The 26,326-nt window shown below is 60.7% G+C and carries 20 protein-coding genes; 8 read left to right on the top strand and 12 right to left on the bottom strand.

Annotation, left to right across the window (positions count from 1 at the left end; genetic code table 11):
• The first annotated feature begins 32 nt into the window (after positions 1-32).
• A complete protein-coding gene (locus tag QZH45_RS11010; RefSeq protein WP_024778207.1) occupies positions 33-629 on the top strand; it encodes a PilZ domain-containing protein in 597 nt (198 codons plus the stop codon).
• On the top strand, positions 626-1,348 hold the full coding sequence (locus tag QZH45_RS11005; protein WP_024778206.1) for a glycerophosphodiester phosphodiesterase: 723 nt from the start codon (positions 626-628) through the stop codon (positions 1,346-1,348). Before QZH45_RS11010 ends, QZH45_RS11005 begins: the two co-directional genes overlap by 4 nt.
• A 42-nt stretch (positions 1,349-1,390) precedes the next feature.
• Here the strand turns inward: QZH45_RS11005 and sthA are convergent, their stop codons facing one another.
• On the bottom strand, positions 1,391-2,785 hold the full coding sequence (gene sthA / locus QZH45_RS11000; protein ID WP_024778205.1) for a Si-specific NAD(P)(+) transhydrogenase: 1,395 nt from the start codon (positions 2,783-2,785) through the stop codon (positions 1,391-1,393).
• Positions 2,786-3,018: 233 nt separating this feature from the next.
• Complete coding sequence (locus QZH45_RS10995; protein ID WP_053193446.1) at positions 3,019-4,068, bottom strand: FAD:protein FMN transferase; 1,050 nt, start codon at positions 4,066-4,068, stop codon at positions 3,019-3,021.
• 213 nt (positions 4,069-4,281) lie between these two features.
• Between QZH45_RS10995 and QZH45_RS10990 the strand changes: the two genes are divergently transcribed.
• Positions 4,282-5,580, top strand: a complete 1,299-nt coding sequence (locus QZH45_RS10990; protein WP_024778203.1) for an MFS transporter — start codon at positions 4,282-4,284, stop codon at positions 5,578-5,580.
• Between the two features lie 169 nt (positions 5,581-5,749).
• On the opposite strand, the gene QZH45_RS10985 is transcribed toward QZH45_RS10990, so the two are convergent.
• Entirely contained in the window at positions 5,750-7,213 is a 1,464-nt protein-coding gene (locus QZH45_RS10985) for a glyceraldehyde-3-phosphate dehydrogenase (protein WP_041020650.1), read from the bottom strand.
• Positions 7,214-7,382: 169 nt separating this feature from the next.
• Here QZH45_RS10985 and mfd point away from each other — a divergent pair, with 169 nt between their 5' ends.
• The 3 genes from mfd to QZH45_RS10970 are packed head-to-tail and all read left to right on the top strand — an operon-like array spanning position 7,383 to position 14,111.
• On the top strand, positions 7,383-10,832 hold the full coding sequence (gene mfd / locus QZH45_RS10980) for a transcription-repair coupling factor (RefSeq protein ID WP_024778201.1): 3,450 nt from the start codon (positions 7,383-7,385) through the stop codon (positions 10,830-10,832).
• Positions 10,833-10,842: 10 nt separating this feature from the next.
• Entirely contained in the window at positions 10,843-11,409 is a 567-nt protein-coding gene (locus tag QZH45_RS10975) for a CsiV family protein (RefSeq protein ID WP_053193449.1), read from the top strand.
• Positions 11,410-11,420: 11 nt separating this feature from the next.
• A complete protein-coding gene (locus QZH45_RS10970; protein ID WP_055135069.1) occupies positions 11,421-14,111 on the top strand; it encodes a DEAD/DEAH box helicase in 2,691 nt (896 codons plus the stop codon).
• 453 nt (positions 14,112-14,564) lie between these two features.
• Here QZH45_RS10970 and QZH45_RS10965 read toward each other — a convergent pair whose 3' ends face one another.
• From QZH45_RS10965 to QZH45_RS10955, 3 genes are all read right to left on the bottom strand, one after another.
• The gene (locus tag QZH45_RS10965) at positions 14,565-15,299 is read right to left on the bottom strand and encodes an S-methyl-5'-thioinosine phosphorylase (protein WP_053193455.1); all 735 of its coding nucleotides are present in this window, start codon (positions 15,297-15,299) and stop codon (positions 14,565-14,567) included.
• A 12-nt stretch (positions 15,300-15,311) separates the two neighbouring features.
• Complete coding sequence (gene nagZ, locus QZH45_RS10960; protein ID WP_174549830.1) at positions 15,312-16,310, bottom strand: beta-N-acetylhexosaminidase; 999 nt, start codon at positions 16,308-16,310, stop codon at positions 15,312-15,314.
• A gap of 179 nt (positions 16,311-16,489) precedes the next feature.
• Positions 16,490-17,197 (bottom strand): TetR/AcrR family transcriptional regulator, encoded by a 708-nt coding sequence (locus QZH45_RS10955; RefSeq protein WP_024777919.1) that lies wholly within the window; start codon positions 17,195-17,197, stop codon positions 16,490-16,492.
• A 240-nt stretch (positions 17,198-17,437) separates the two neighbouring features.
• Here QZH45_RS10955 and lexA point away from each other — a divergent pair, with 240 nt between their 5' ends.
• Both lexA and sulA read left to right on the top strand, forming a co-directional pair.
• Positions 17,438-18,046, top strand: a complete 609-nt coding sequence (gene lexA, locus QZH45_RS10950; protein WP_024777918.1) for a transcriptional repressor LexA — start codon at positions 17,438-17,440, stop codon at positions 18,044-18,046.
• Between the two features lie 10 nt (positions 18,047-18,056).
• Positions 18,057-18,530 carry an SOS-induced cell division inhibitor SulA gene (gene sulA / locus QZH45_RS10945; protein ID WP_024777917.1) on the top strand — a complete coding sequence of 158 codons (474 nt, stop codon included), beginning with the start codon at positions 18,057-18,059 and terminating at the stop codon, positions 18,528-18,530.
• A gap of 73 nt (positions 18,531-18,603) precedes the next feature.
• Here the strand turns inward: sulA and QZH45_RS10940 are convergent, their stop codons facing one another.
• The 6 genes from QZH45_RS10940 to fadB form a co-directional block, all read right to left on the bottom strand.
• On the bottom strand, positions 18,604-18,843 hold the full coding sequence (locus tag QZH45_RS10940) for a hypothetical protein (RefSeq protein WP_024777916.1): 240 nt from the start codon (positions 18,841-18,843) through the stop codon (positions 18,604-18,606).
• A gap of 106 nt (positions 18,844-18,949) precedes the next feature.
• A complete protein-coding gene (locus QZH45_RS10935) occupies positions 18,950-19,474 on the bottom strand; it encodes a DUF6586 family protein (protein ID WP_024777915.1) in 525 nt (174 codons plus the stop codon).
• 245 nt (positions 19,475-19,719) lie between these two features.
• The gene (gene topA, locus QZH45_RS10930) at positions 19,720-22,332 is read right to left on the bottom strand and encodes a type I DNA topoisomerase (RefSeq protein WP_024777914.1); all 2,613 of its coding nucleotides are present in this window, start codon (positions 22,330-22,332) and stop codon (positions 19,720-19,722) included.
• Positions 22,333-22,447: 115 nt separating this feature from the next.
• The gene (locus tag QZH45_RS10925; protein WP_041020099.1) at positions 22,448-22,684 is read right to left on the bottom strand and encodes a DUF1653 domain-containing protein; all 237 of its coding nucleotides are present in this window, start codon (positions 22,682-22,684) and stop codon (positions 22,448-22,450) included.
• A gap of 108 nt (positions 22,685-22,792) precedes the next feature.
• Entirely contained in the window at positions 22,793-23,968 is a 1,176-nt protein-coding gene (fadA, locus tag QZH45_RS10920) for an acetyl-CoA C-acyltransferase FadA (RefSeq protein ID WP_024777912.1), read from the bottom strand.
• Between the two features lie 30 nt (positions 23,969-23,998).
• Entirely contained in the window at positions 23,999-26,146 is a 2,148-nt protein-coding gene (gene fadB / locus QZH45_RS10915; protein WP_024777911.1) for a fatty acid oxidation complex subunit alpha FadB, read from the bottom strand.
• Positions 26,147-26,326 lie beyond the last annotated feature (180 nt).

The following is a 26,326-nucleotide window of genomic DNA, read 5'->3' as shown; positions in this document are numbered from 1 at the left end:
ACTCAGACCACCGCCGCTACCATGGGTTCGCCATGTCGACATTAGATGAAGAAGATCGCCGCGAATACTACCGTATCGAGGACATGATCGCACTGGAAATTCGGCCCCTCTCCATTCCTGAAGCTGCTGACCAGGAAGTGTTGCAGGATCCCTCTCCATTGTTCAACTTGCTCAGCGAATTGCACCTGAGCGAGTTCGAGTCACAGCACCTGCTGCGCCAGATCAGCGAGCGCGAGCGCAGCATCGCGGCCTATCTCAAGGTCATGAACAGACGTATCGATCTGCTCAGTCAGGTCATTGCCCTGACCGTGCTCGGCGAAATCGGCGAACCGCAGCCGGTGATCATTTCCGAAGGCGGCATCGACTTCCAGTATGCAACCCCCATCGCCATCGGCGCGCACCTGTCGATCAAACTGGTGCTCATGCCCCAGGCCCTGGGGCTGTTGCTGCGAGCGCGGGTCACCCATTGCGACCCCAAGGGCGACGGCTACGACGTGGGCACCGAGTTCGAACGCCCGACCGACGCCCAGCGCCAACTGCTGGCCCGCTACATCCTGCAGAAACAGGCGCAAGAACGCCGCCTGGCGCGGGAACTGAACGAATCAGGTATCAATAAGGAAGAACCGTGACCCTCATTTATGGCCACCGCGGCGCCAAGGGCGAAGCACCGGAAAACACCCTGACCGGTTTTCAGGAATGTCTCAAGCACGGTGTGCGCCGTTGCGAGCTGGACCTGCACCTGTCCATGGACGGCGAGTTGATGGTGATCCATGACCCTACCCTCAAGCGCACGACCGATCGCCGGGGCAAGGTGGTGGAGCACTCCGCCGCCGAACTGGTGACCTACGATGCGCGCAAGGGTGGACCGGGCTGGATCACGCCATGCCCGATCCCCCGCCTGGAAGAGTTATTCGAGAAGTGTGATTTCGAGCATTGGCAACTGGAGGTCAAGAGCGCTTCACGCACCCGGGCAGCGGCCACTGTGCTGGGAATCCGCGAGATGGCCCAGCGCTTCGGCCTGCTGGACAGGGTCACCATCACCTCCAGTTCCCGGGAAGTGCTCAAGGCCGCCCTGGAGTTGACGCCGGACATCTCCCGCGGGTTGGTAGCCGAGTACGCCTGGCTCGACCCGCTGAAGGTCGCCCAGAGTTACGGCTGTGAGATTCTGGCGTTGAACTGGACCTTATGCACGCCCGAGCGCCTGATCAAGGCGCAGCGCCAGGGGCTGCATGTGTCGGTGTGGACCGTCAACGAGCCTGCGCTGATGCGCAGACTCGCCGACTTTGGCGCTGACAGCCTGATTACAGACTTTCCCGGTTTGGCCACCGCCACGCTCGAGAATGGCTGAAATCGGTCTCCCCGGCCGGCTCAGGCCACCGGCCGGAGCCGCTCAAAAAAGCCGGTTGAGCCCATCATAGGCCGCTACCCGATAGGCTTCGGCCATGGTCGGGTAGTTGAACGTGGTGTTGACGAAGTACTTCAGCGTGTTCAGCTCACCCGGTTGATTCATGATCGCCTGGCCGATGTGGACGATCTCCGACGCCTGGTAACCGAAGCAGTGCACACCGAGGACTTCCAGCGTCTCGCGGTGGAACAGGATTTTCAACATGCCTTGCGGCTCGCCGGCGATCTGCGCCCGCGCCATGCCCTTGAAGAAGGCCTTGCCCACCTCATAAGGCACTTTGGCCTGGGTCAGTTCCTGCTCGTTCTTGCCGATCGAGCTGATCTCCGGAATGGTATAGATACCGGTCGGCACGTCGTTGACAAAGCGCCAGCTACCGTTGTCGACGATACTGCCGGCGGCCGAACGACCCTGGTCGTGGGCGGCACTGGCCAGGCTCGGCCAGCCGATCACGTCACCTGCACCGTAGATGTTCGGCACACAGGTGCGGTAGTTCTCGTCGACTTCGATCTGGCCGCGGCTGTTGACCTTCACGCCGATGTTTTCCAGGCCCAGGGCATCGGTGTTGCCAGTACGACCGTTGCACCAGAGCAAGGCGTCGGCCTTGATCTTCTTGCCGGACTTGAGGTGCAGGATCACGCCGTTATCCACGCCTTCGACGCGGTCATAATCTTCGTTGTGGCGCACCGTGATGTTGTTGTTGCTGAAGTGATAGCTCAAGGCCTGGGAGATTTCCGAGTCCAGGAAGCTCAGCAACTGGCCACGGTTATCCACCAGTTCCACCAGCACACCCAGACCACTGAAGATCGATGCGTATTCGCAACCGATCACCCCGGCGCCATAGACAATGAGCTTACGCGGGGTGTGCCCCAGGCTGAGGATGGTGTCGCTATCGTAGATACGCGCGTGGCTGAAATCGATGTCGGCAGGACGATAAGGGCGCGAGCCGGTGGCGATGATGATGTGCTTGGCCACCAGTTTTTCCACCACGCCATTGCCGCAAACCACTTCCACGGTCTGCTCGTCGGCAAAGCTGCCGGTCCCGAAGAATACGTCGACACGGTTGCGGGCATAGTAACCGGTGCGCGAGGCCACCTGCTTGGAGATCACCTTCTCGGCGCTCTTGAGCACGTCGGGGAAGGAGAACCAGCGCGGCTCGCCGATGGCCCGGAACATCGGGTTGGTGTTGAACTGCATGATCTGCCGGACCGAGTGACGCAAGGCTTTCGACGGAATGGTACCCAAGTGGGTGCAGTTGCCGCCGACCTGGCGACGACTGTCGACCATCGCCACCTTGCGTCCTGCCTTGGCGGCGTTCATTGCCGCGCCTTCTCCCGCCGGGCCGGAACCCAGTACCACCACGTCGTAGTTGTAGACAGCCATGCGTACTCCTCAGAACAGGCCGCGGCACCCGATATGGCACCGACGGCTAAATCACGCCGGGTTGCGGCATGAAGGAACAATTTTGGGCCGGCTCACGCGCCCGGCCGCAGTCTATCGAAGCGTCAACGCCGCGCACATTACCCCTTGGTCGCGTCGTAGGCTAGTTTTGCCTGCGCTATTTCGCCACACCTAGGCTTTCACCAGCCTGTCATCACTACCCGACATTGTTGTGTTCATTGGGTTTTCCCGCGGCTGATCCGTTCAAACGTCTCATTGCTGCGGGTGACAAAACGATCTTTGTCCCGCAGCACGAAAAACACGCCGATATCGTGTTTCTCGGCATAGTCCCACCCCTGTTCAGGCCCGAGAATCAGCAACAGCGTCGACAGTCCATCGGCCATCATCGCCGAAGGATGAATTACCGTGACTGACGCCAGGTTGTGCAGGACCGGTGCACCGGTCCGTGCGTCGAAGGCGTGGGAATAACGCGTGCCATCCTGTTCGAAATATCGGCGGTAGTCGCCGGATGTTGAAACGCCGTAGCCATCGACTTCGATGACGCGCTCGGCCACCTGCTGGTCATCCCGAGGCGCCTCCAGGGCGACACGCCACGCTGAACCATCAGGTTTGCGCCCGGCCGCCTTGAGTTCTCCGGTGGCTTCGGCCAGGTAACTGTCGATGCCCAAGGCCTGGAACCTCGCGGCGATCCGGTCGACGGCATCACCGGCGGCAATACTGTTGAAATCGACTTCCACCGCGGCGTCCTTGCACAGCCGGTCGCCGTCGATACGCAAATGACCATGGCCGACACGCTGACGCACCTGGGCCAGGGCTTCGACGCCTGGTACCTTCTCTTCCCGGGACTGGGGACCGAAGCCCCACAGGTTCAGCAGCGGTTCCACCGTCAGGTCAAAAGCACCGCCACTTTGCGAGGACAACTGTTCCCCCACGCGAATCAATTCCAGCACCGGATCAGGCATGACCTGACAGCTGTTGGCCGGCAACGCATTGAAACGTTCGATGTCCGAATCGCTGCGATAGGTGGAAAGCTGCCGATCCACGTCGGCAAGGATCTGTTCCACCTCTGCCCGCACCGCTTTCGGGCCGGGCGTGGCCGAATGCCTGACGTACTGAATGGAATAGTGACTGCCCATGGTCGGGCCGCCGAAATGCTCCAGGGTATCGCCGTTGCCGCAGCCAGACATAAGGCCCGCCAGGACCACAAGCACGCCCCATCGTCCAATTAACAAATCTTCACCCCCCCTCAAAACCGCGATGGCCATTATGGGCTTCAGTGTCCGCCAGTCCAGATGCAACAACCTGTGGGACCAGATCTATGGGAGCAGACCTGTGGGAGCAAAGCTTGCTCGCGACGCAAACGACTCGGTCCACCTGCAAGACCGTGCCTTCGTTCATCGCGAGCAAGCCTTGCTCCCACAGGCTCGTTCCCGCAGGCACTGCATTTCCAAAAAGTTCTACCAGAGCGAGTACATTAAATGTCTTCCAACACGAGCAACGGCAAGGCGATTTTTCGCGTTGTCAGCGGCAACTTCCTGGAGATGTTCGACTTCATGGTCTATGGCTTCTATGCCACGGCCATCGCCAAGACGTTCTTCCCCACCGGCAGTGCTTTCGCCTCGCTGATGCTGTCCCTGGCCACCTTCGGGGCCGGGTTCCTGATGCGCCCGCTGGGAGCGATCTTTCTCGGTGCCTACATCGACCGCCATGGTCGCCGCAAAGGTCTGATCATCACCTTGGCGATGATGGCCGCCGGTACCCTGCTGATCGCCTGCGTACCGGGCTACGCCGCCCTGGGTGTGGTGGCACCGCTGCTGGTGCTGCTGGGCCGGTTGCTGCAAGGCTTCTCCGCGGGGGTCGAGCTCGGTGGAGTGTCGGTGTACCTGGCGGAAATCTCCACACCCGGGCGCAAGGGCTTCTTTGTCAGTTGGCAATCCGCCAGCCAACAGGCTGCCGTGGTGTTCGCCGGGCTGCTGGGGGTGGGCCTCAATCATTGGCTGAGCCCGCAGGAAATGGGTGAATGGGGCTGGCGCGTGCCGTTCCTGGTGGGTTGCATGATCGTACCGGCGATCTTCGTGATTCGTCGTTCCTTGGAAGAAACACCTGAATTCCAGGCGAGAAAGCACCGCCCTACCCTGCCGGAAATCATCCGCTCCATCGGTCAGAACTTTGGCATCGTCTTGGCCGGCATGGCGCTAGTGGTGATGACAACGGTGTCGTTCTACCTGATCACTGCCTATACACCGACTTTCGGTAAATCCGAGTTGAACCTGTCGGATCTGGATGCGTTGCTGGTCACGGTGTGCATTGGCCTGTCGAATTTCTTCTGGCTGCCGGTGATGGGGGCATTTTCCGACAAGGTCGGACGCAAACCCCTACTGCTCGCCGCAACCATCCTGGCAATCCTGACGGCCTATCCGGCGCTGTCCTGGCTGGTGGCGAACCCCAGCTTCAACCATCTGCTGATCGTCGAGCTGTGGTTGTCGTTCCTGTATGGATCCTACAACGGCGCCATGGTGGTGGCCTTGACGGAAATCATGCCGGTGGAAGTGCGTACTACCGGATTCTCCCTGGCCTACAGCCTGGCGACCGCAACCTTCGGCGGATTCACACCTGCGGCATGCACTTATCTGATTCATGTACTGGGCAACAAGGCTGCGCCGGGGATATGGCTCAGCGGTGCGGCGGTGCTGGGGCTGATTGCTACCCTGGTGCTGTTCAAGGGCAATCGTCATCAACTGCGGACTGCGCAGGCTTCAGCCGTTAGCGGCGCCTGATCAACCGCTATCGCGAGCAGGCCCGCTCCCACAGAGTGTACGCGGTCAAAATGTGGGAGCGGGCTTGCTCCGGGCGGCGATCCGACGAAGAGGCCAGTTCAGGCACCATAAAACAACAGACAAAAAAACGCCCCGACAAGTCGGGGCGTTTTTTATGGGCGGCTAGCGCTTAGCGTGGGAACGCAGGTGGGTTCACACCGGCCATGTCTTCCATCACGCGAACCACCTGGCAGCTGTAACCGAACTCGTTGTCGTACCAGACGTACAGAACAACGCGGTTGTCTTGGCTGATGGTGGCTTCAGCATCCACGACACCGGCGTGGCGCGAGCCCACGAAGTCGGTGGACACCACTTCCTGGGAATTGACGAAGTCGATCTGCTTATGCAGATCGGAGTGCAGCGCCATGTAGCGCAGGTACTCGTTCATCTCTTCGCGGGTGGCGGCTTTCTCAAGGTTCAGGTTGAGAATGGCCATCGACACGTTAGGCGTCGGCACACGAATCGCATTGCCGGTCAGCTTGCCGGCCAGTTCAGGCAGGGCCTTGGCGGCGGCGGTGGCGGCACCGGTCTCGGTGATGACCATGTTCAGCGCGGCGCTGCGGCCACGACGATCGCCTTTGTGGAAGTTGTCGATCAGGTTCTGGTCGTTGGTGTACGAGTGAACTGTTTCGACGTGACCGTTGACGATGCCGAACTTGTCGTTCACTGCCTTGAGCACCGGCACGATGGCGTTGGTGGTGCAAGAGGCGGCGGAGACGATCTTGTCGTCCGCGGTGATGTCGCCGTGGTTGATGCCGTGAACGATGTTCTTCAGCTTGCCCTTGCCAGGCGCGGTCAGGACAACGCGGTCGACGCCCGGGCAGGCCAGGTGCTGGCCCAGGCCGTCGGCGTCACGCCATACACCGGTGTTGTCCACCAGCAGCGCATCCTTGATCCCATACTGGGTGTAGTCCACCTCGGTCGGGTTCTTCGCGTAGATCACCTGGATCAGGTTACCGTTGGCGGTGATGGTGTTGTTTTCTTCGTCGATGGTGATGGTGCCGTTGAACGAACCATGGACCGAGTCACGGCGCAGCAGGCTGGCACGCTTGGTCAGGTCGTTCTCGGCGCCCTTACGCACCACGATGGCCCGCAGGCGCAGGCCGTCGCCACCACCGGTTTTCTCGATCAGGATGCGCGCCAGCAGACGGCCGATACGACCGAAGCCGTACAGGACCACATCAGTGCCTTTGCGAGCCGAAACGTTCTGCTGGCCAACCACATCAGCCATCTCTTCACGCACGAACTGCTCGGCGCTACGGCCATTGCCTTCGTTGCGGAATTTGAACGCCAACTTGCCCAGGTCCACCGAAGCCGCGCCGAGCTTGAGCTCGCTCATGGCTTTGAGCAGAGGGAATGTTTCGTGGACGGAGAGTTCGCTGTCGTCGGAAGAACGGTGGCGAGCAAAGCGGTGAGCCTTGAGAATCGCGATGACAGACTGGTTGATCAGGCTGCGGCCATAGATCGAGCTCACCACGTTGTTATTGCGGTAGAGCTGACCGATGAGAGGGATCATCGCTTCAGCGAGTGCTTCACGATCAATCCATTCACCAAGACACTGGTCGGGCTTCTGAGTCACGGGAACCTTCCACATGTAGGGGCTGAAAAAAGGGGCTACATTATGCCGCCGAGTCCACGCCGGAGCAATGCGCGCCTGTCGCGCCGTGGTTTTCCCCTCTGCCCGGGTAGTCTGCGACTGACAGCCGCCCCTTTACCCCGCTACAATTGTCGACTTTGTCGCAACGCTTGGAGCTCAACCTTCCGTGCCCGTTCTGCGTCTTCCGCTTCTCCCTGCCACGGCAGGTAAACAGCACTGGGGCAATCTGCCCGGTGCCGCCCTGAGCCTGGCCATTGCCGAGGCTGCCAGCGCTGCAAAGCGCTTCACCCTGCTGCTGACCGCCGACAGCCAGAGCGCCGAGCGGCTGGAGCAGGAGCTGGGTTTCTTTGCCCCGGATCTGCCGGTTCTGCATTTTCCGGACTGGGAAACCCTGCCCTACGATCTGTTCTCACCGCACCAGGACATCATTTCCCAGCGAATCGCCAGCCTCTATCGGTTGCCGGAGCTCAGTCATGGCGTTTTGGTAGTGCCGATCACCACTGCCCTACATCGCCTGGCGCCGACCCGGTTCCTGCTCGGCAGCAGCCTGGTGCTGGATATCGGCCAGAAGCTGGATGTGGAGCAGATGCGCACCCGCCTGGAGGCCAGCGGCTATCGTTGCGTCGACACCGTGTACGAGCACGGCGAGTTCGCGGTACGTGGCGCATTGATCGACCTGTTCCCGATGGGCAGCAAGCTGCCTTATCGCATCGACCTGTTCGATGACGAAATCGAAACCCTGCGTACCTTCGATCCGGAAAACCAGCGTTCCATCGACAAGGTTCAGTCGGTCCGCCTGTTGCCCGCCAAGGAATTCCCGCTGCAGAAGGACGCGGTAACCCGCTTCAAGGCGCGGTTTCGCGAACGCTTTGACGTGGATTTCCGGCGCTGCCCGATCTTCCAGGACCTGAGCAGCGGGATCACCCCTGCCGGCATCGAGTATTACCTGCCGCTGTTCTTCGAAGAGACCTCCACCCTGTTCGATTACCTGCCCCAGGACACCCAGGTGTTCTCGTTGCCAGGCATCGAACAGGCTGCGGAAAACTTCTGGAACGACGTGCGTAATCGCTACGAAGAGCGTCGCGTCGACCCCTCCCGGCCTTTATTGCCACCCGCCGAGTTGTTCCTGCCGGTAGAGGACTGCTTCGCCCGTCTCAAGAACTGGCCGCGCGTGGTGGCGAGCCAGCAGGACGTGGAGACCGGCGTCGGCCGTGAACGCTTCCCCGCCAAGGCCCTGCCGGACCTGGCGATCGAAGCCAAGGCCACGCAGCCGTTGGCGGCGCTGGCAGGTTTTCTCGACGAGTTTCCCGGCCGCGTGCTGTTTACCGCCGAATCCGCCGGGCGACGCGAAGTACTACTGGAATTGCTCGATCGGCTGAAGTTGCGACCAAAATCGGTCGAGAGCTGGCCGGATTTCGTCGCAAGCAAGGATCGACTGGCAATCACCATCGCACCGCTGGACGAGGGCCTGGTCCTCGACGATCCGGCGGTGGCGCTGGTGGCCGAAAGCCCGTTGTTCGGCCAGCGCGTCATGCAACGCCGACGTCGTGAGAAACGCGCCGATGCCGCCAACGACGCCGTCATCAAGAACCTCACCGAGCTGCGCGAAGGCGCGCCGGTGGTACACATCGACCACGGCGTGGGCCGCTACCTGGGCCTGGCGACACTGGAGATCGACAACCAGGCGGCGGAGTTCCTCACACTGGAATATGCCGAAGGCGCCAAACTCTACGTGCCCGTGGCGAACCTGCACCTGATCGCACGCTATACCGGCAGCGACGATGCCCTGGCCCCGCTGCATCGCCTGGGCTCGGAAACCTGGCAGAAGGCCAAGCGCAAGGCCGCCGAGCAGGTGCGCGACGTGGCCGCCGAACTGCTGGACATCTACGCCCGCCGCGCCGCACGCGAAGGGTATGCCTTCGCCGACCCGAAAGCCGACTACGAAACCTTCAGCGCCGGTTTCCCGTTCGAGGAAACCGTCGACCAGCAGACCACCATCGAAGCCGTGCGCGCCGACATGCTCGCGCCCAAGCCAATGGACCGGCTGGTATGCGGCGATGTCGGTTTCGGCAAGACCGAAGTGGCGATGCGCGCCGCGTTCATTGCCGTGCACAGCGGCAAGCAGGTCGCGATTCTGGTGCCGACCACCCTGCTCGCCCAACAGCACTACAACAGCTTCCGCGACCGCTTCGCCGATTGGCCGGTCACCGTGGAAGTGATGAGCCGCTTCAAGTCCGCCAAGGAAGTGAACGCCGCCGTGGCCGACCTGGCCGAGGGCAAGATCGACATCGTCATCGGCACGCACAAGCTGCTGCAGGACGATGTGAAGATCAAGAACCTCGGGCTGGTGATCATCGACGAAGAACACCGCTTCGGTGTTCGCCAGAAAGAACAACTCAAGGCCCTGCGCAGCGAGGTCGACATCCTGACCCTGACCGCCACGCCGATTCCGCGCACGCTGAACATGGCGGTGTCGGGCATGCGCGACCTGTCGATCATTGCCACACCGCCGGCCCGTCGCCTGTCGGTGCGCACCTTCGTCATGGAACAGAACAAGAGCACGGTCAAGGAAGCCTTGTTGCGTGAGCTGCTGCGCGGCGGCCAGGTCTATTACCTGCACAACGACGTCAAGACCATCGAGAAATGCGCCGCCGACCTGGCTGAGCTGGTACCGGAGGCGCGGATCGGCATTGGCCACGGACAGATGCGCGAACGCGAACTCGAACAGGTGATGAGCGACTTCTACCACAAGCGCTTCAACGTGCTGATCGCCTCGACCATCATCGAGACCGGCATCGACGTGCCGAGCGCCAACACCATCATCATCGAACGGGCCGACAAGTTCGGCCTGGCCCAGTTGCACCAGTTGCGCGGCCGGGTCGGGCGCAGTCACCACCAGGCCTACGCCTACCTTTTGACGCCACCGCGCCAGCAGATCACCCCCGACGCGGAAAAACGCCTGGAGGCCATCGCCAATACCCAGGACCTGGGGGCCGGTTTCGTGCTCGCCACCAACGACCTGGAAATCCGCGGTGCCGGCGAACTGCTGGGCGACGGCCAGAGCGGCCAGATCCAGGCCGTCGGCTTCACCCTGTACATGGAAATGCTCGAACGGGCGGTCAAGTCGATCCGCAAGGGTGAGCAGCCGAATCTCGACCAGCCCCTGGGGGGCGGGCCGGAAATCAACCTGCGGGTGCCGGCGCTGATCCCGGAGGATTACCTGCCGGATGTCCATGCACGGCTGATCCTCTACAAGCGTATTGCCTCGGCCACCAACGAGGAGGACCTCAAGGATTTGCAGGTGGAGATGATCGACCGCTTCGGCCTGCTGCCGGAACCGACCAAGAACCTGGTGCGAACCACGCTGCTCAAGCTCCAGGCCGAACAGCTGGGCATCAAGAAGGTCGACGGTGGCCCCAACGGTGGCCGGATCGAGTTCGAAGCCCAGACGCCGGTCGATCCGCTGGTACTGATCAAACTGATCCAGGGCCAGCCAAAGCGCTACAAATTCGAAGGCGCCACGATGTTCAAATTCATGGTGCCCATGGAGCGCCCGGAAGAACGTTTCAACACCGTAGAAGCGCTGTTCGAGCGCCTTACCCAGACCACTGCTTGAAGGACGCCCCATGCGCCTGTTTCGCTCATTGACCTTGCTGATGACCCTGGTCGCTCCCCTGGCGTTTGCCGACGACCTGTATCAGGTAGAAATGATTCTGATACGCCAGAATGCCGAACCGGTGATTATCAGCCGCGCCGCGCCGGAAGACTGGGACGCCGGCGCGCAACACCTGCCCGCCGACAGCCAGCGCACCCCTGCACTGGGGAACATCGTGGAGAAGCTCAACGCCAGCGGCCAATACACGATATTGATGCACAAGGCCTGGCAGCAGAACCTCGGGGAACAGGGCAGCAAGGTGGCCATCAGCGACGGCACCGAACAGTTCGGTCAGTTTCCCATTGAAGGCACCCTGGAGCTGAAACTGGGACGCTTCACCGACGTGGATGCCGATTTCTGGATCAACCGGATCGATGCCAATGGCCTGGTCACCGCGAGCGAACGCCTGCAGCAGAAAAGCCATACCAAGAACGGCCAGCTCAACTATCTGGACAATGGCCAACTGGCCTTGCTGATCAAGATCACCTCGCTGACCGCGCCCGCTCCACGGCAGGCACCTGACGTCATTCCGGACTGATCGGCGCGCCTATGCCCTCGCCCCTGAGCAAACCCCTTGCACCTTCCTGGGTCAATCGATTCAAGGAGCAGAGCCTGGAGCGCGGACGCCGCTACGCACTGGAGAACCGCGTCAGGATCGTCGAGGCCGGAGAAAGCACCATCACCGCCAGTTGCGAAGGCTCCGGCGGCAATGTTTATCGTCAGACCATTCGCCTTAAAGAGTCAGCCAAGGGCACACTGATTCTGCTCGAAGCCGCGTGCTCCTGTCCGGTGCGCATCAACTGCAAGCACTGCGCGGCGGTGTTGCTGCAAGTCCAGGAAACCCTGGCCTATCCGGCTGCCGAAAAAGACGCCCAGTTGCTGGAGAAACTCCAGGCGGTGCTGGACAATCGCAACCCCAAGGCCCCGCCGCAGGTGCTGGTGGACAATGTTCAGCCGGTGCCGCGCCTGTGGCTGGCAAGCATAGAGTTCAGCGCCTTCGAGCCGCGTAACGGCAAGATGCAGCGCTACATCCAACACCGCGCGGCCCTGTCGTTCAGCTATCTGGACGAGTACGTCAGCGGCCAACGCAATACTGACGTGCTGATTCGCCAGGAAACACAGACGCTGCGAATAAAACGCCACACCGATGTGGAGCAGTCCTACCGCGAGCAGCTACGGATCCTCGGCTTCAAGATCGCGACCCGGCAAAGCAAGGCCCTACCGGAAAGTGCCGGCGAACTGTACGAGATGGTCAACGACAGCGCCTGGCTAACGTTCACGCTCAATGATCTGCCGAAACTGCGCAGCCAGGGCTGGGAGCTGCAGATCGATGAAGATTTCGGCTTCGACCTGACCGCCGTGGACGACTGGTACGCCACCGTCGAGGAAACCCCGGAGCGGGACTGGTTCGATCTGGAACTGGGGATCATCGTCAATGGCGAGCGATTGAGCCTGCTGCCGATCCTGTTGAACCTGATGCGCTCGCACATCGAACTGTTCAACCCGGAACGCCTGGCGAGGCGCCGCGATGACGAACTCATCCTGGTCAACTTGCCGAATCGTCCGAACTCGGAGTTCGGCCCGCAACAAGTGGCCCTGCCCTACGGCCGGCTGAAACCGGTGCTGGCAACCCTCGGCGAGTTTTACCTGCACGAGCCCGGCACCACCAAGCTGCGCCTGAACAGCGCGGATGCCTTGCGCCTCAATCCCCTGCAAGACATGCCACTGCGCTGGGAAGGCGGCGAACACATTCGTGGCCTGGCCCAACGCCTGCGGGACATCAAGGACTACACAGCCACCGTGCCAGAAGGCCTGAACGCGACGCTGCGGCCTTATCAACTCGAAGGCTTGAGCTGGATGCAGTCGCTGCGACAACTGGAAGTCGGCGGCATCCTCGCGGACGACATGGGCCTGGGCAAGACCCTACAGACCCTGGCGCACATTCTCAGCGAAAAAAACGCCGGCCGCCTCGACCGTCCCTGCATGGTGGTGATGCCCACCAGCCTGATTCCCAACTGGCTCGACGAGGCCGCCCACTTCACGCCGCAACTGAAGGTGCTGGCCTTATATGGCGCCGGGCGCAAGAAGCACTTCGAACGGTTGGCCGACTACGACCTGGTGCTCACCACTTATGCATTGCTGCCCAAGGATGTCGAACGCCTGAAAGCGCAGCCATTGCATGTGCTGATCCTCGATGAAGCCCAATACATCAAGAACCCCACCAGCAAGGCCGCCCAGGCCGCCCGCGAGCTCGATGCCCGGCAGCGACTGTGCCTTTCCGGTACGCCGCTGGAAAATCACCTGGGCGAGCTGTGGTCGCTTTTTCACTTCCTGCTGCCCGGGTGGCTCGGGGACGTGAAGAGCTTCAATCGCGATTACCGCGTGCCGATCGAAAAGCGCGGCAGCGACATCAGGCTGCAGCACCTCAATGGCCGGGTAAAGCCTTTCCTGTTGCGCAGGACCAAGGAGCAGGTCGCGACGGAATTGCCACCCAAGACCGAGATCGTCCACTGGGTCGAACTCAGCGATGCCCAGCGGGACGTCTACGAAACCATGCGCCTGGCCATGGACAAGAAGGTGCGCGACGAAATCACCCGCAAGGGCGTCGCCCGCAGCCAGATCATCATTCTCGAAGCGCTGCTCAAGCTGCGCCAGGTGTGTTGCGACCTGCGACTGATCAGCGATGCCCCACCTGCCCGAGGCAGCACCTCGGGCAAGCTCGACAGCCTGATGGAAATGCTGGGAGAGCTGTTCGAAGAGGGACGTCGGGTACTGCTGTTTTCCCAGTTCACGTCGATGTTGGCGCTCATCGAAGATGAGCTGAAAAAACGCGGTGTGGACTACGCCATCCTGACCGGCCAGACCCGGGATCGACGCACACCCGTCAAGGAATTCCAGAGTGGCAAGCGCCAGATTTTCCTGATCAGCCTGAAAGCTGGTGGCGTGGGCCTGAACCTGACCGAAGCCGATACGGTGATCCACTACGACCCATGGTGGAACCCTGCAACGGAAAACCAGGCGACCGACCGGGCTTATCGCATCGGCCAGGAGAAGCCGGTGTTCGTCTACAAGCTGATTGCCCGGGGCACCGTGGAAGAAAAAATCCAGCTGCTGCAGAAGGAAAAATCCGACCTCGCCGCTGGCGTGCTCGACGGCCGTGTGGCCGGAGACTGGAAGCTGCAGAGCGACGATATCGAGGCGTTGTTCGCGCCCTTGCCGGATAAGCTGGAGAAGCGCTGAGGCCCGTATATGGCGGCCCGATACCTGTGGGAGCCGAGCTTGCTCGCGATAGCGGTGCCCCAGGCAACTACGATACTGGATGTTCCGTCGCCATCGCGAGCAGGCTCGCTCCCACAGGTTTCGTGTCGTGCAGCCATAGCGAGTACATCGCAGTTTCAGTGTGGGAGCGAGCCTGCTCGCGATAGCGGCGTCTCAGGCTACTGCGATGTTGAATGATTTGGCGCCATCGCGAGCAGGCTCGCTCCCACAGGTTTCGCGTCGTGCAGCCATAGTGAGTACACCGCAGTTCCAGTGTGGGAGCGAGCCTGCTCGCGATAGCGGTGTCTCAGGCTACTGCGATGTTGAATGATTTGGCGCCATCGCGAGCAGGCTCGCTCCCACAGGTTTCGCGTCGTGCAGCCATAGCGAGTACATCGCAGTTTCAGTGTGGGAGCGAGCCTGCTCGCGATAGCGTTACATCAACACCCGCGCCAGGGTCGACTTCACCTTCCCCATTCCGTCATGCAGCGCCTGCTCGATCTCCGCCATGGTGATCACCGCCGCGGACTTGCCCGCCGCCGGGTTCACCACCAGGGCCAGGCAGGCATAGTCCAGCTCCAATTCACGGGCCAGGGCGGCCTCCGGCATGCCGGTCATGCCGACGATGTCACAACCGTCTCGCTCCAGACGGGCGATTTCGGCCACCGTTTCCAGTCGTGGCCCCTGAGTGCAGGCGTACACACCATGGCTGCTGTAGCTACAGCCTTCGGCGGCGAGGGCAGCGATCAGTTTCTGGCGCAGCGACTCGCTGTAGGGGTAGCTGAAATCAATGTGGGTGACCGCTTCCAGATCATCGGCGAAATAGGTGTGCTGGCGACCGCTGGTGTAGTCGATCAATTGATGAGGCACGCAGAAGTGCCCGGTACCCATCGCCGCATGAATCCCGCCCACGGCATTGACCGCCAGGATCGCCTCGGCGCCAGCCTGCTTCAGTGCCCAGAGATTGGCGCGATAGTTCACCTGATGGGGCGGCAACCGATGAGGGTGACCATGACGGGCCAGGAACAACACTTCGCGCCCGGCGTAGTCGCCGATCTGAACGTCGGCCGACGGTGCACCATAAGGTGTTTCTACCGCCAGGGACCGGCGGATGGTCAGGCCTTCGAGCTGGGTCAGGCCAGTGCCGCCTATAATTGCGTAAATGGTCATGACAAAACGTCCTTAATCAATCAATTGGGCGGCTTTCAGCGCGCCGATTGCCGTCAGCCAGCGTGGATCCTGGCGGTATTCGGCGGTGGCGAAGGCCTGGCCGCGCATGCGTGCGATCCGTGCCGACGGCTTGACCTTCAGGCGCTGGGCGGCACTCAAGGCCAACTCCGCAGCGGCGCGGTCGTTGCACACCAGGCCCATGTCGCAACCGGCCGACAACGCGGCCTCGATACGACTGGCGGCATCGCCGACCACATGAGCACCGGCCATCGACAGGTCATCGCTGAAAATCACGCCATCGAATTGCAGTTCGCCACGCAGGATGTCCTGCAGCCAGCGCCGGGAAAAACCTGCCGGGTTGGCATCGACCTGGGGGTAGATCACGTGGGCCGGCATCACTGCGGCCAGTTGCTTGCTCAATCGGGCAAAGGGCACCAGGTCATTGGCGCGGATCTGTTCGAGGCTGCGTTCATCGTTGGGAATCGCCACGTGGGAGTCGGCCTCGGCCCAGCCATGACCAGGGAAATGCTTGCCCGTGGCGGCCATGCCGGCCGCTCGCATGCCGCGAATGAATGCCCCCGCCAACTGCGCGACGCGCTCCGGATCGCCTTCAAAGGCACGGCTGCCAACCACCGCGCTGCGCTGATAGTCGAGGTCCAGCACCGGGGCGAAACTCAGGTCGAGACCCACCGCCAGCACTTCGGTCGCCATGATCCAGCCGCACTGCTCGGCCAGGTATTCGGCATTCGGATTGTCGGCAATCGCCCGCATCGCCGGCAACCGCACAAACCCTTGGCGCAGACGCTGAACGCGCCCGCCTTCCTGATCGACCGCCAGCAAGAGGTCAGGACGAACGGCGCGGATCGACGCGCTCAGTTCCCGCACCTGGCGTGGGTGCTCGATGTTGCGGGCAAAGATGATCAGCCCACCCACTTCCGGCTGACGCAACAGGTGACGATCTTCGGCCGTCAGCCAGGTACCGGCGACGTCCACCATCAACGAGCCTTGCAGGCCAGCAGTCATAGCATTTCCTTAGTAACGATGAACCCGCACGGCAGTACAGACACGACCGCACCGTCAGGCGCCAGGCCCGGCAAGTCGTGGTCGTGCGGTGACATTTGAAACGGATTAGAAACGAGAGTCGGCATGGGCGGCTAGCTTAGCGGATGTAAGCTGCCGCGCCCACCCGTTCACGCCTTGGCGAGAGCCGGCGTGGATTTATTGCGCGGACGCAGTTGGGCGGCCGCCATGGCGACGTCGGTGACGCCACTTTCGGCGCGCATGCCGGCCGCCAGGAAAGGCACCATCAAGCGCATTACCTGCTCGATCGAAGTATTCACGCCAAAATCGGTTTCGGCGATCGCCCTCAGGGCCTTGATGCCGGACATACTGAACGCGGCGGCGCCGAGCATGAAATGCACGCGCCAGAACAGCTCGATCGGTGGGATCCGGGGAGCAGCCTCGTTGACCAGGAGCATATAGCGGCGGAACACCTTGCCGTACATGTCTTCCAGGTACCGCCGCAGGTGCCCCTGGCTCTGGCTGAACGCCAGGCCCAACAAGCGCATGAAAATGGACAGATCGTTACCGCTGCGCGGCTGCACGGCGAGCGCTTGCTCGACCAGCATTTCCAGCAGCTCTTCCAGAGTAGGCTTGACGTCCGGCTTGGCCTGGCGCCGCTCCAGTTCACGGTCGAGGCTGAGACAGAAAGGCCCGAGGAATCGCGAGAACACCGCCTGGATCAACGCCTTCTTCGAACCGAAATGATAGTTCACCGCCGCCAGGTTGACCCCGGCCTTGCTGGTGATCAGGCGTAACGAGGTTTCGGCGAAACCTTTCTCCGCGAACAGCTGTTCAGCAGCATCGAGAATGCGCTCAACGGTTTCCGACTGGGCCATGGTTACTCCGCCTGACAAACACTTGTTTGAAACATACGTTTCGACCTTGGGGTTGTCAAGCCTGACGGGACGTTTTGCGAACGCCCGGTCAGCTATTTAACCACACCTTTGCCAGCCTGTAGCCCCAGCAGGCTGAACCACCCGACCGACCGTCCAGCGGCCCGCGAAAAAAGGAGGATTGCCAAGCGGCGCTCACTGTATATAATCCCAGTCACTGTATAAAAAGACAGAGCGATCAATATGCTAAAGCTGACGCCACGCCAAGCAGAGATTCTGGCCTTCATCAAGCGCTGCCTCGAGGACAACGGCTATCCGCCGACCCGCGCGGAAATCGCTCAGGAACTGGGTTTCAAGTCGCCCAATGCGGCTGAAGAACACCTCAAGGCACTGGCCCGCAAGGGTGCGATTGAAATGACCCCGGGTGCATCCCGAGGCATTCGCATTCCCGGCTTCGAAGCCAAGGCTGACGAAACCACCCTGCCGATCATCGGTCGTGTGGCGGCGGGTGCTCCGATCCTCGCTCAGCAACATGTCGAGGAGTCCTGCAACATCAACCCTGCCTTCTTCCATCCACGGGCCGATTATCTTCTTCGTGTACACGGCATGAGCATGAAGGACATCGGCATCTTCGACGGTGACCTGCTGGCGGTACACACCACTCGGGAAGCCCGCAACGGCCAGATCGTGGTGGCGCGTATCGGTGACGAAGTCACCGTAAAGCGCTTCAAGCGCGATGGCAGCAAGGTCTGGCTGATTGCCGAGAACCCCGAGTTCGCACCCATCGAAGTGGACCTGCAAGAACAGGATCTGGTCATCGAAGGCTTGAGTGTCGGCGTCATCCGCCGCTAAAGGAGGCTTTATGCAGTTCCCTCAAACACAACAGCATACGCAACTCCCGTTGTTCGAGGCCTTCATGGCCCAGCCACTGGCTCCAGTCCTGAAAGATGTGATCGAGGCCCCCTGGGGCGTAGAGCCCGAGGCCTTCAGTGAACTGTCACTGCGTGGTGCAGCCGGGAACTGCCTGAATCTACTGGCACCGATTCTGCGGGAGCTGAGCCAGGACCAGGAAGCCCGCTGGTTGACGCTGATCGCGCCTCCAGCCAGCGTCACCCAGGCCTGGTTGCGGGACGCAGGTCTTAATCGCGAGCGAATCCTGCTGCTGCAACCACGGGGCACCCAGAGCGCTCAACAGCTGACTTGCGAAGCCTTGCGCCTGGGTCGCAGTCATACGGTGGTCAGCTGGCTCAACCCGTTGAGCTCAACGGCTCGACAACAGTTGATCAGCGCCGCTCGCACCGGGGACGCACAGAGCCTGAACATTCGACTGGGCTAAGACAAACACAGGGGCTTCTCCAGGACAGAGAAGCCAGGCAGCAACACCACTTCCAGGAAACCGACAAACGGGATCAATGCAGAACCCGCGGTCCCTCTTCTTCCTTGTTATTGAATTCGCCTTCAACCAGGCGCCCTGCCATCTGGACACCCACGCTCAGCATCGCCTTGGCGACTTCGACGTGTTGGCCTTGCAGGAACGCCTTGGCATCTTCGGAGAAGCTCAGAGTCACCAGGGAACCCTCGTCCTCAGCCCTGCGCAGCTCGATACGGCCATCAGGAAGTTCGACAATTTCTAGAAAGGACGTTGGCATAAAAGTCTGTTCTCCACGAAAGGCGAGGATTATATAGTCATCGGCCAGGCTTCGCTCGGTAACTTGACCAAGCGTTATCAATGAGGGGCTTGGGCTGAAAGAAATTTCAGCACTCGTTCAACCCTTCACGGAAGCGCAACGCCAGGCTCTTGAGGTTCTGACGCCAGCTCTCCAGCTCTTCCCGACTGAGCTCCTGCTCCGGCTCTTCTTCATCCAGATTGACCGCCACGATCAATGGCTGGGTCACGTCACCCTTGGGCTTGCGAGGAGCCCGTGGTGGCTGGAACAGCGCCGCGTGGGCTGCCAGCAACTTGGCCAGCCAGGTTTCCGGGTTATGAGCCAGCTCGATCATTTCAGCCAATTCCGGGATGGCAATGTCCTGCAACACCTCCCGGGTCAGCAACAGTTCGGCCCGTGGGGCGCTCGCCAGGGGAAGCCGATAGAAACCGGCTATTTCATGGCACAAGCCCAGTAACGCACCGTACAGGTGAAACAGGGCCGACTCGCGTCCGGCCTGGAGCAGCGCCGGGGAGTTCATCGCGCGCCCATCCTCGGTCCTGGCGAGCGCTTCGAGCGACAGGCCGGCGAAGTAGATTTTCTGGTTGGTGCGGGTATAGAGCTCGTGGGCCATGACGGCATTCTCCCAACGACATGAAAGCTTCACGCAAGGGCGACAGTGTCATGGATCAACCAAGACCACTGCAAGCCAAATACAGTCAAAGGATCAAGCGATACCCTGTGGGAGCGAGCCTGCTCGCGATAGCGGCGCAACAATCAGCATCAATGTTGCCTGATTCACCGCTATCGCGAGCAGGCTCGCTCCCACAGTTGTTTGCTTGACTGATCGGCACAGGGGAAGCCCCCTGCCTCCATCAATCAGCGCTTGTCTTCCACCGTCCATTTACCGCCGTCGTAGTACGCCTTCCAGCCCGTAGGCTTGCCGTCGACCTCGGTCTGCACGTACTGCTCCTTGGTCTTGCGGCTGTAGCGAATCACCGCCGGGCGGCCATCCGGATCCTTCTGCGGTGCTTCGCAGAGGAAATGGTACTTCGGATCGATCTCGTCCTTGTGCGGCACGATCTCCATCACCAAGGGTGCGCGGGTCTCGCGGTTCTTCGGGAACTGACTGGCCGCCAGGAACAGGCCGGACGCACCATCACGCAGGATGTAGGTGTCGTTGACCTTCTCGCACTTGAGCTCCGGCATCTTCACCGGGTCCATCTTCGGCGGCGCGGCGTCACCGCTCCTGAGCAGCTTGCGAGTGTTCTTGCAGGTCGGGTTGGTGCAGCCGAAGAACTTGCCGAAACGGCCGGTCTTGAGCTGCATCTCGCTGCCACACTTGTCGCATTCCAGGCTTGGTCCTTCGTAGCCCTTGATGCGATACGTGCCCTCTTCGATCTCGTAGCCCGCGCAATCCGGGTTGTTACCGCAGATGTGCAGCTTGCGCTTTTCGTCCAGCAGATAGGCATCCATCGCCGTGCTGCAGATCGGGCAGCGATGCTTGCCACGCAACACCAGGGATTCGGACTCACCCTCATCGTCCGCGGCGATTTCGTCGCCCGGCACCAGGTTGACCGTCGCCTTGCAGCGCTCTTTGGGCGGCAGGCTGTAGCCCGAGCAGCCCAGGAAGACGCCGGTGGACGCCGTACGGATCTGCATCGGACGACCACATGTCAGGCATGGAATATCGGTCATCACCGGCTGGTTGGCCCGCATGCCGCTGTCAGGGCTTTCAGCCACTTCGAGTTTTTTCTTGAAGTCGCCGTAGAACTCGTCGAGGACGTTCTTCCAGTCCCGCTCCCCTTGGGCCACATCGTCGAGATGCTCTTCCATGCCGGCGGTGAAACCGTAGTCCATCAGGTTCGAGAAGCTTTCGGACAATCGCTCGGTAACGATGTCACCCATCTTTTCCGAATAGAAGCGACGGTTGTGCAGCGCAACGTAGCCGCGATCCTGGATAGTCGAAATGATCGCCGCATAGGTCGAAGGACGACCGATACCGCGTTTTTCCATCTCCTTGACCAGGCTGGCTTCGGAGTAACGGGCCGGCGGCTTGGTGAAATGCTGGGTCGGATCAAGCTTGATCAGCTTCATCACGTCACCCTGGGCCATATCCGGCAAGACGTCGTCGTCCCCAGGCTTGGTAATCTGCGGCATGACGCGGGTATAACCGTCGAACTTCAGAATACGGCCTTTGGCGCGCAGCTCGAAATCTCCGGCACCGACGCTGACGGTGGTGGACAGGTACTGCGCCGGCAGCATCTGGCAAGCCAGAAACTGGCGCCAGATCAGCTCGTAGAGACGCTCGGCATCGCGCTCCATGCCCGACAACTTGCTTGGCTCGGTGTTGGCATCGGAAGGACGAATCGCTTCGTGAGCCTCTTGTGCGCCTTCCTTGCTGCTGTAGACGTTTGGCGTGTCCGGCAGGTACTTCTTGCCGAACTCGCTTTCTATATAAGTACGCGCCATCGCCACGGCATCGGCCGAGAGGTTGGTGGAGTCGGTACGCATATAGGTGATGTAGCCGGCTTCATACAGACGCTGGGCCATCATCATGGTTTTCTTCACACCGAAGCCCAGGCGGTTGCTCGCGGCCTGTTGCAGCGTGGACGTGATGAACGGTGCCGATGGCTTGCTGCTGGTCGGCTTGTCTTCGCGCTTGACGATGCTGTAGGTGGAAGCCTTGAGCTTCTCCAGGGCAGCCATGGCCTGGGCTTCGTTCAGTGGCTTGAAGGCTTCGCCCTTCTCCCGGGCCACTTCGAAGCGCACGCTGGCGCCTTTGGCTGTGCCAAGGTCCGCATGGACTTCCCAATACTCTTCAGGGATGAACGCACGGATCTCCCGCTCGCGCTCCACCACCAGCTTTACAGCCACCGACTGCACCCGCCCGGCCGACAGGCCACGGGCGATCTTGGCCCACAGCAATGGCGAGACCATGTAGCCCACCACGCGATCGAGGAAGCGACGCGCCTGCTGAGCATTGACCCGATCGATGTCCAGCTCACCCGGCTCGGAGAACGCCTCCTGAATGGCCTTCTTGGTGATTTCGTTGAACACCACGCGCTTGTAGCGGCTGTCATCGCCACCAATGGCTTCGCGCAGGTGCCAGGCAATGGCTTCCCCTTCGCGGTCCAAGTCCGTCGCGAGATAGATGATGTCGGCATCCTTGGCGAGCCGGCGCAGCTCCTCGATGACCTTTTCCTTGCCCGGGAGGATCTCGTACTTGGCTTTCCAGCCATGTTCCGGATCGACACCCATGCGTGAGACCAGCTGCTTGCGCGCCTTTTCCTTTGGCGACAGCGCCGGCGCTTCACCAGCAGCCGCCTTGCCGCGCTTGGCGGCTGGCTCCTTGCTGGCGCTAGCCGAACCGCTGGTGGGCAGGTCTCGGATATGGCCGATACTCGACTTCACCACGTATTGGTTGCCCAGATACTTGTTGATGGTCTTGGCCTTAGCCGGGGATTCCACAATGACCAGCGATTTGCCCATGGATCAGAAAATTCCTGAATTCTAAAAAGTGAAAGGCGGTTGGCGCCTGACGCGGCACCGCTATATATAGTGGCTGCAAGGTGAGGTCAAGCGCAGGGTTGCCCGCAGGTTGGCCTCAAGGCTTGGGGAAAATGCTTTCTTCGGCCTGCACCAAAGCAAAGCGCGGCACTTGTTCGCCGTCAACCTCGACGGACTCCTGGAACATGCTCAAGGGACGCACCCAAAAGCCGTAATCACCATACAGGGCTTGATAAAAGACCACTTCTTCCTCGGTTTCGGAATGCCGCGCAATGCTGAATACGCGGTACTGCGGACCTTTGTAATGCTGGTAGAGCCCAGGTTGTATCGGCATGTTTTGGCCCTCACTGAAATCTTTTCAAAATAAAAACAAAATTTTTTTATTAAACCCGGAAAAACAAAAAACCGGGGCACTTGGCCCCGGCTTCCATCGACGCAACGCTTAGACGCGTTCGAAGACAGTGGCGATGCCCTGGCCGAGGCCAATGCACATGGTGGACACGCCAAAAGTGCCGCCGTTCTGTTTCATGACGTTCAGCAACGTGCCGGAGATACGCGCACCCGAGCAACCGAACGGGTGACCCAGGGCGATCGCGCCGCCGTGCAGGTTAACCTTCTCGTTCATCTTGTCGAGCACTTTCAGATCTTTCAGCACGGGCAGGGCCTGTGCGGCGAACGCTTCGTTGAGCTCGAAGAAGTCGATATCGGCAATGCTCAGGCCGGCACGCTTCAAGGCTTTCTGCGTCGCCGGTACTGGACCATAGCCCATGATCGCCGGGTCCACACCCGCCACGGCCATCGAACGGATCACCGCCATCGGCTGGATGCCCAGGTCCTGGGCACGCTGGGCCGACATCACAATCATGCACGAAGCACCGTCAGTGATCTGCGACGAAGTACCGGCTGTCACGGTGCCGCCCTTCGGGTTGAAGGCAGGCTTGAGGCTCGCCAGGCTTTCAAGGGTGGTTTCCGGACGAATGGTTTCGTCGTAGTCGAACAGTTTCAGGAAACCGTTCTCGTCGTAACCCTGCATCGGGATGATTTCATCCTTGAACTTGCCTTCCACGGTCGCCTTGTGGGCGAGTTGGTGGGAGCGCACGCCGAAGGCGTCCTGCTGTTCGCGGGTAATGCCGTGCATTTTGCCAAGCATTTCCGCGGTCAGGCCCATCATGCCCGAGGCTTTTGCCGCGTACAGCGACATGTGCGGGTTCGGATCGACGCCATGCATCATGCTCACGTGGCCCATGTGCTCGACGCCGCCGACGACGAACACATCACCGTTACCGGTCATGATCGCCTGGGCGGCGGTGTGCAGCGCGCTCATGGACGAACCGCACAGGCGGCTGACGGTCTGACCGGCCGCAGTGTGAGGGATCTGAGTCATCAGCGAGGCCATGCGGGCGATGTTCCAGCCCTGCTCCAGAGTCTGGTTCACACAGCCCCAGATCACGTCCTCGACTTCATTCGGGTCGACTTTGACGTTGCGCTCGAGCAGTTTGCTGATCAGGTGCGCCGACATATCCTCGGCGCGAGTGTTACGGTGCATGCCGCCCTTGGAGCGGCCCATCGGCGTACGACCGAAGTCGACAATCACGACGTCTCTAGGATTCAAGCTCATAAATGTTCTCTCGCTCTAGTCGTTGGGCGCTTAACCGAAGAAGCTCTGGCCGTTCTTGGCCATTTCACGCAGCTTCGCGGTGGGGTGGTACAGCGCGCCCAGATCAGCGTACTGGTCAGCCAGGGCAACGAACTCGGCCACACCGATCGAATCGATGTAGCGCAGCGCACCGCCACGGAATGGAGGGAAACCGATACCGTAGACCAGACCCATGTCGGCTTCGGCGGCGGTTTCGACAATGCCGTCTTCCAGGCAACGCACGGTTTCGAGGCACAGCGGGATCATCATCCAGTTGATGATGTCCTCGTCGGTGACTTCGCGCTGCTCGTAAACGATCGGTTTGAGCACTTCCAGCACCGACGGATCGGCCACTTTCTTCTGCTTGCCGCGCTTGTCGGTCTCGTAGGCGTAGAAACCCTTGCCGTTCTTCTGACCCAGGCGCTTGGCTTCGTAGAGCACGTCGACAGCCGAACGACGGTCGTCCTTCATGCGGTCCGGGAAGCCTTCAGCCATGACGTCGCGACCGTGGTGACCGGTGTCGATACCGACCACGTCCATCAGGTACGCCGGGCCCATCGGCCAGCCGAATTTTTCCATGATCTTGTCGATGCGCACGAAGTCCACGCCAGCGCTGACCAATTTGGCGAAACCGCCGAAATACGGGAACAGCACGCGGTTGACCAGGAAGCCCGGGCAGTCGTTGACGACGATCGGGTTCTTGCCCATTTTCTTGGCGTAGGCAACAGTGGTGGCAACGGCCAGTTCGCTGGACTTCTCGCCACGGATCACTTCCACCAGCGGCATCATGTGCACCGGGTTGAAGAAGTGCATGCCGACGAAGTTTTCCGGACGCTTGAGGGCCTTGGCCAGCAGAGAAATGGAAATGGTCGAGGTGTTCGACGCGAGGATCGTGTCTTCCTTGACCTTGTCTTCGACTTCAGCCAATACCGCTTGCTTGACCTTAGGGTTCTCGACGACCGCTTCGACCACCAGGTCGACATGGCCGAAATCGCCATAGGACAGGGTCGGACGAATACCGTTGAGCACTTCGGCCATCTTCGCCGCGGTCATGCGGCCTTTATCGACGCGTCCCACCAGCAGCTTGGCGGCTTCGGCCAGGCCCTGTTCGATGCCGTGTTCGTTGATGTCCTTCATCAGGATCGGCGTGCCTTTGGATGCCGACTGATAGGCGATACCGCCACCCATGATGCCGGCGCCCAACACGGCGGCCTGCTTCACGTCACGGGCGATTTCGTCGTAGGCCTTGGCCTTTTTCTTCAGTTCCTGGTCATTGAGGAACAGACCGATCAGGCTCTGTGCCGCCGAGGTCTTGGCCAGTTTGACGAAACCGGCGGCTTCGACTTCCAGGGCCTTGTCACGACCGAAGTTCGCGGCTTTCTGGATGGTCTTGATCGCTTCGACCGGAGCCGGGTAATTCGGGCCCGCCTGACCGGCCACGAAACCCTTGGCAGTTTCGAAGGCCATCATCTGCTCGATGGCATTGAGCTTGAGCTTCTCCAGCTTCGGCTGACGCTTGGCCTTGTAGTCGAACTCGCCGCTGATGGCGCGCTTGATCGTTTCAAGGGCCGCTTGCTGGAGCTTGCCAGGTTCGACCACCGCATCCACGGCGCCGACTTTCAGCGCGTCATCAGCACGGTTTTCCTTGCCGGCGGCAATCCATTCGATGGCGTTGTCGGCACCGATCAGGCGCGGCAGGCGCACGGTACCGCCGAAGCCCGGATAGATGCCCAGCTTGACTTCCGGCAGGCCGATCTTGGCGGCGGAAGACATCACGCGAAAGTCCGCTGCCAGGCACATTTCCAGGCCGCCACCCAGGGCAATGCCGTTGATGGCTGCGACGGTCGGTACGTTGAGATCTTCGAAGTCGCTGAAAATACGGTTGGCTTCGAGGTTGCCAGCGATCAGTTCGGCATCGGGCAGCTTGAAGTTGTCGACGAATTCGGTGATGTCGGCACCGACGATAAATACGTCCTTGCCGCTGCTGACGATCACACCCTTGATCGAAGCGTCTGCCTTGATAGTGTCCACAGCCTGACGCAATTCATTCAGGGTTAGACGATTGAACTTGTTGACGGACTCACCCTTGAGATCGAACTTCAGTTCGACGATGCCGCTTTCAAGAGCCTTAACCGTGATGGCTTTACCTTCGTAAATCATCAACTGATCTCCACGATATGGAAGCTGAACAGTACACGTTGAACGCTGACCACTGGTTCGGCATTGACGTTACCGTCGATGCTACGCCAATCCGCCAGGCACACCCGTCAACGCGATAGTCGGGGTTCTGTAGGAACGTTCGGAAAATACAAACGCTCAATTCATACGCCCGTTTGATTT

This window comes from Pseudomonas corrugata (genome assembly GCF_050920615.1).
Lineage (GTDB): Bacteria > Pseudomonadota > Gammaproteobacteria > Pseudomonadales > Pseudomonadaceae > Aquipseudomonas > Aquipseudomonas corrugata.
Note: the sequence above shows the minus strand (reverse complement) of the source record. Positions and strands in the feature narration are given on the sequence as shown.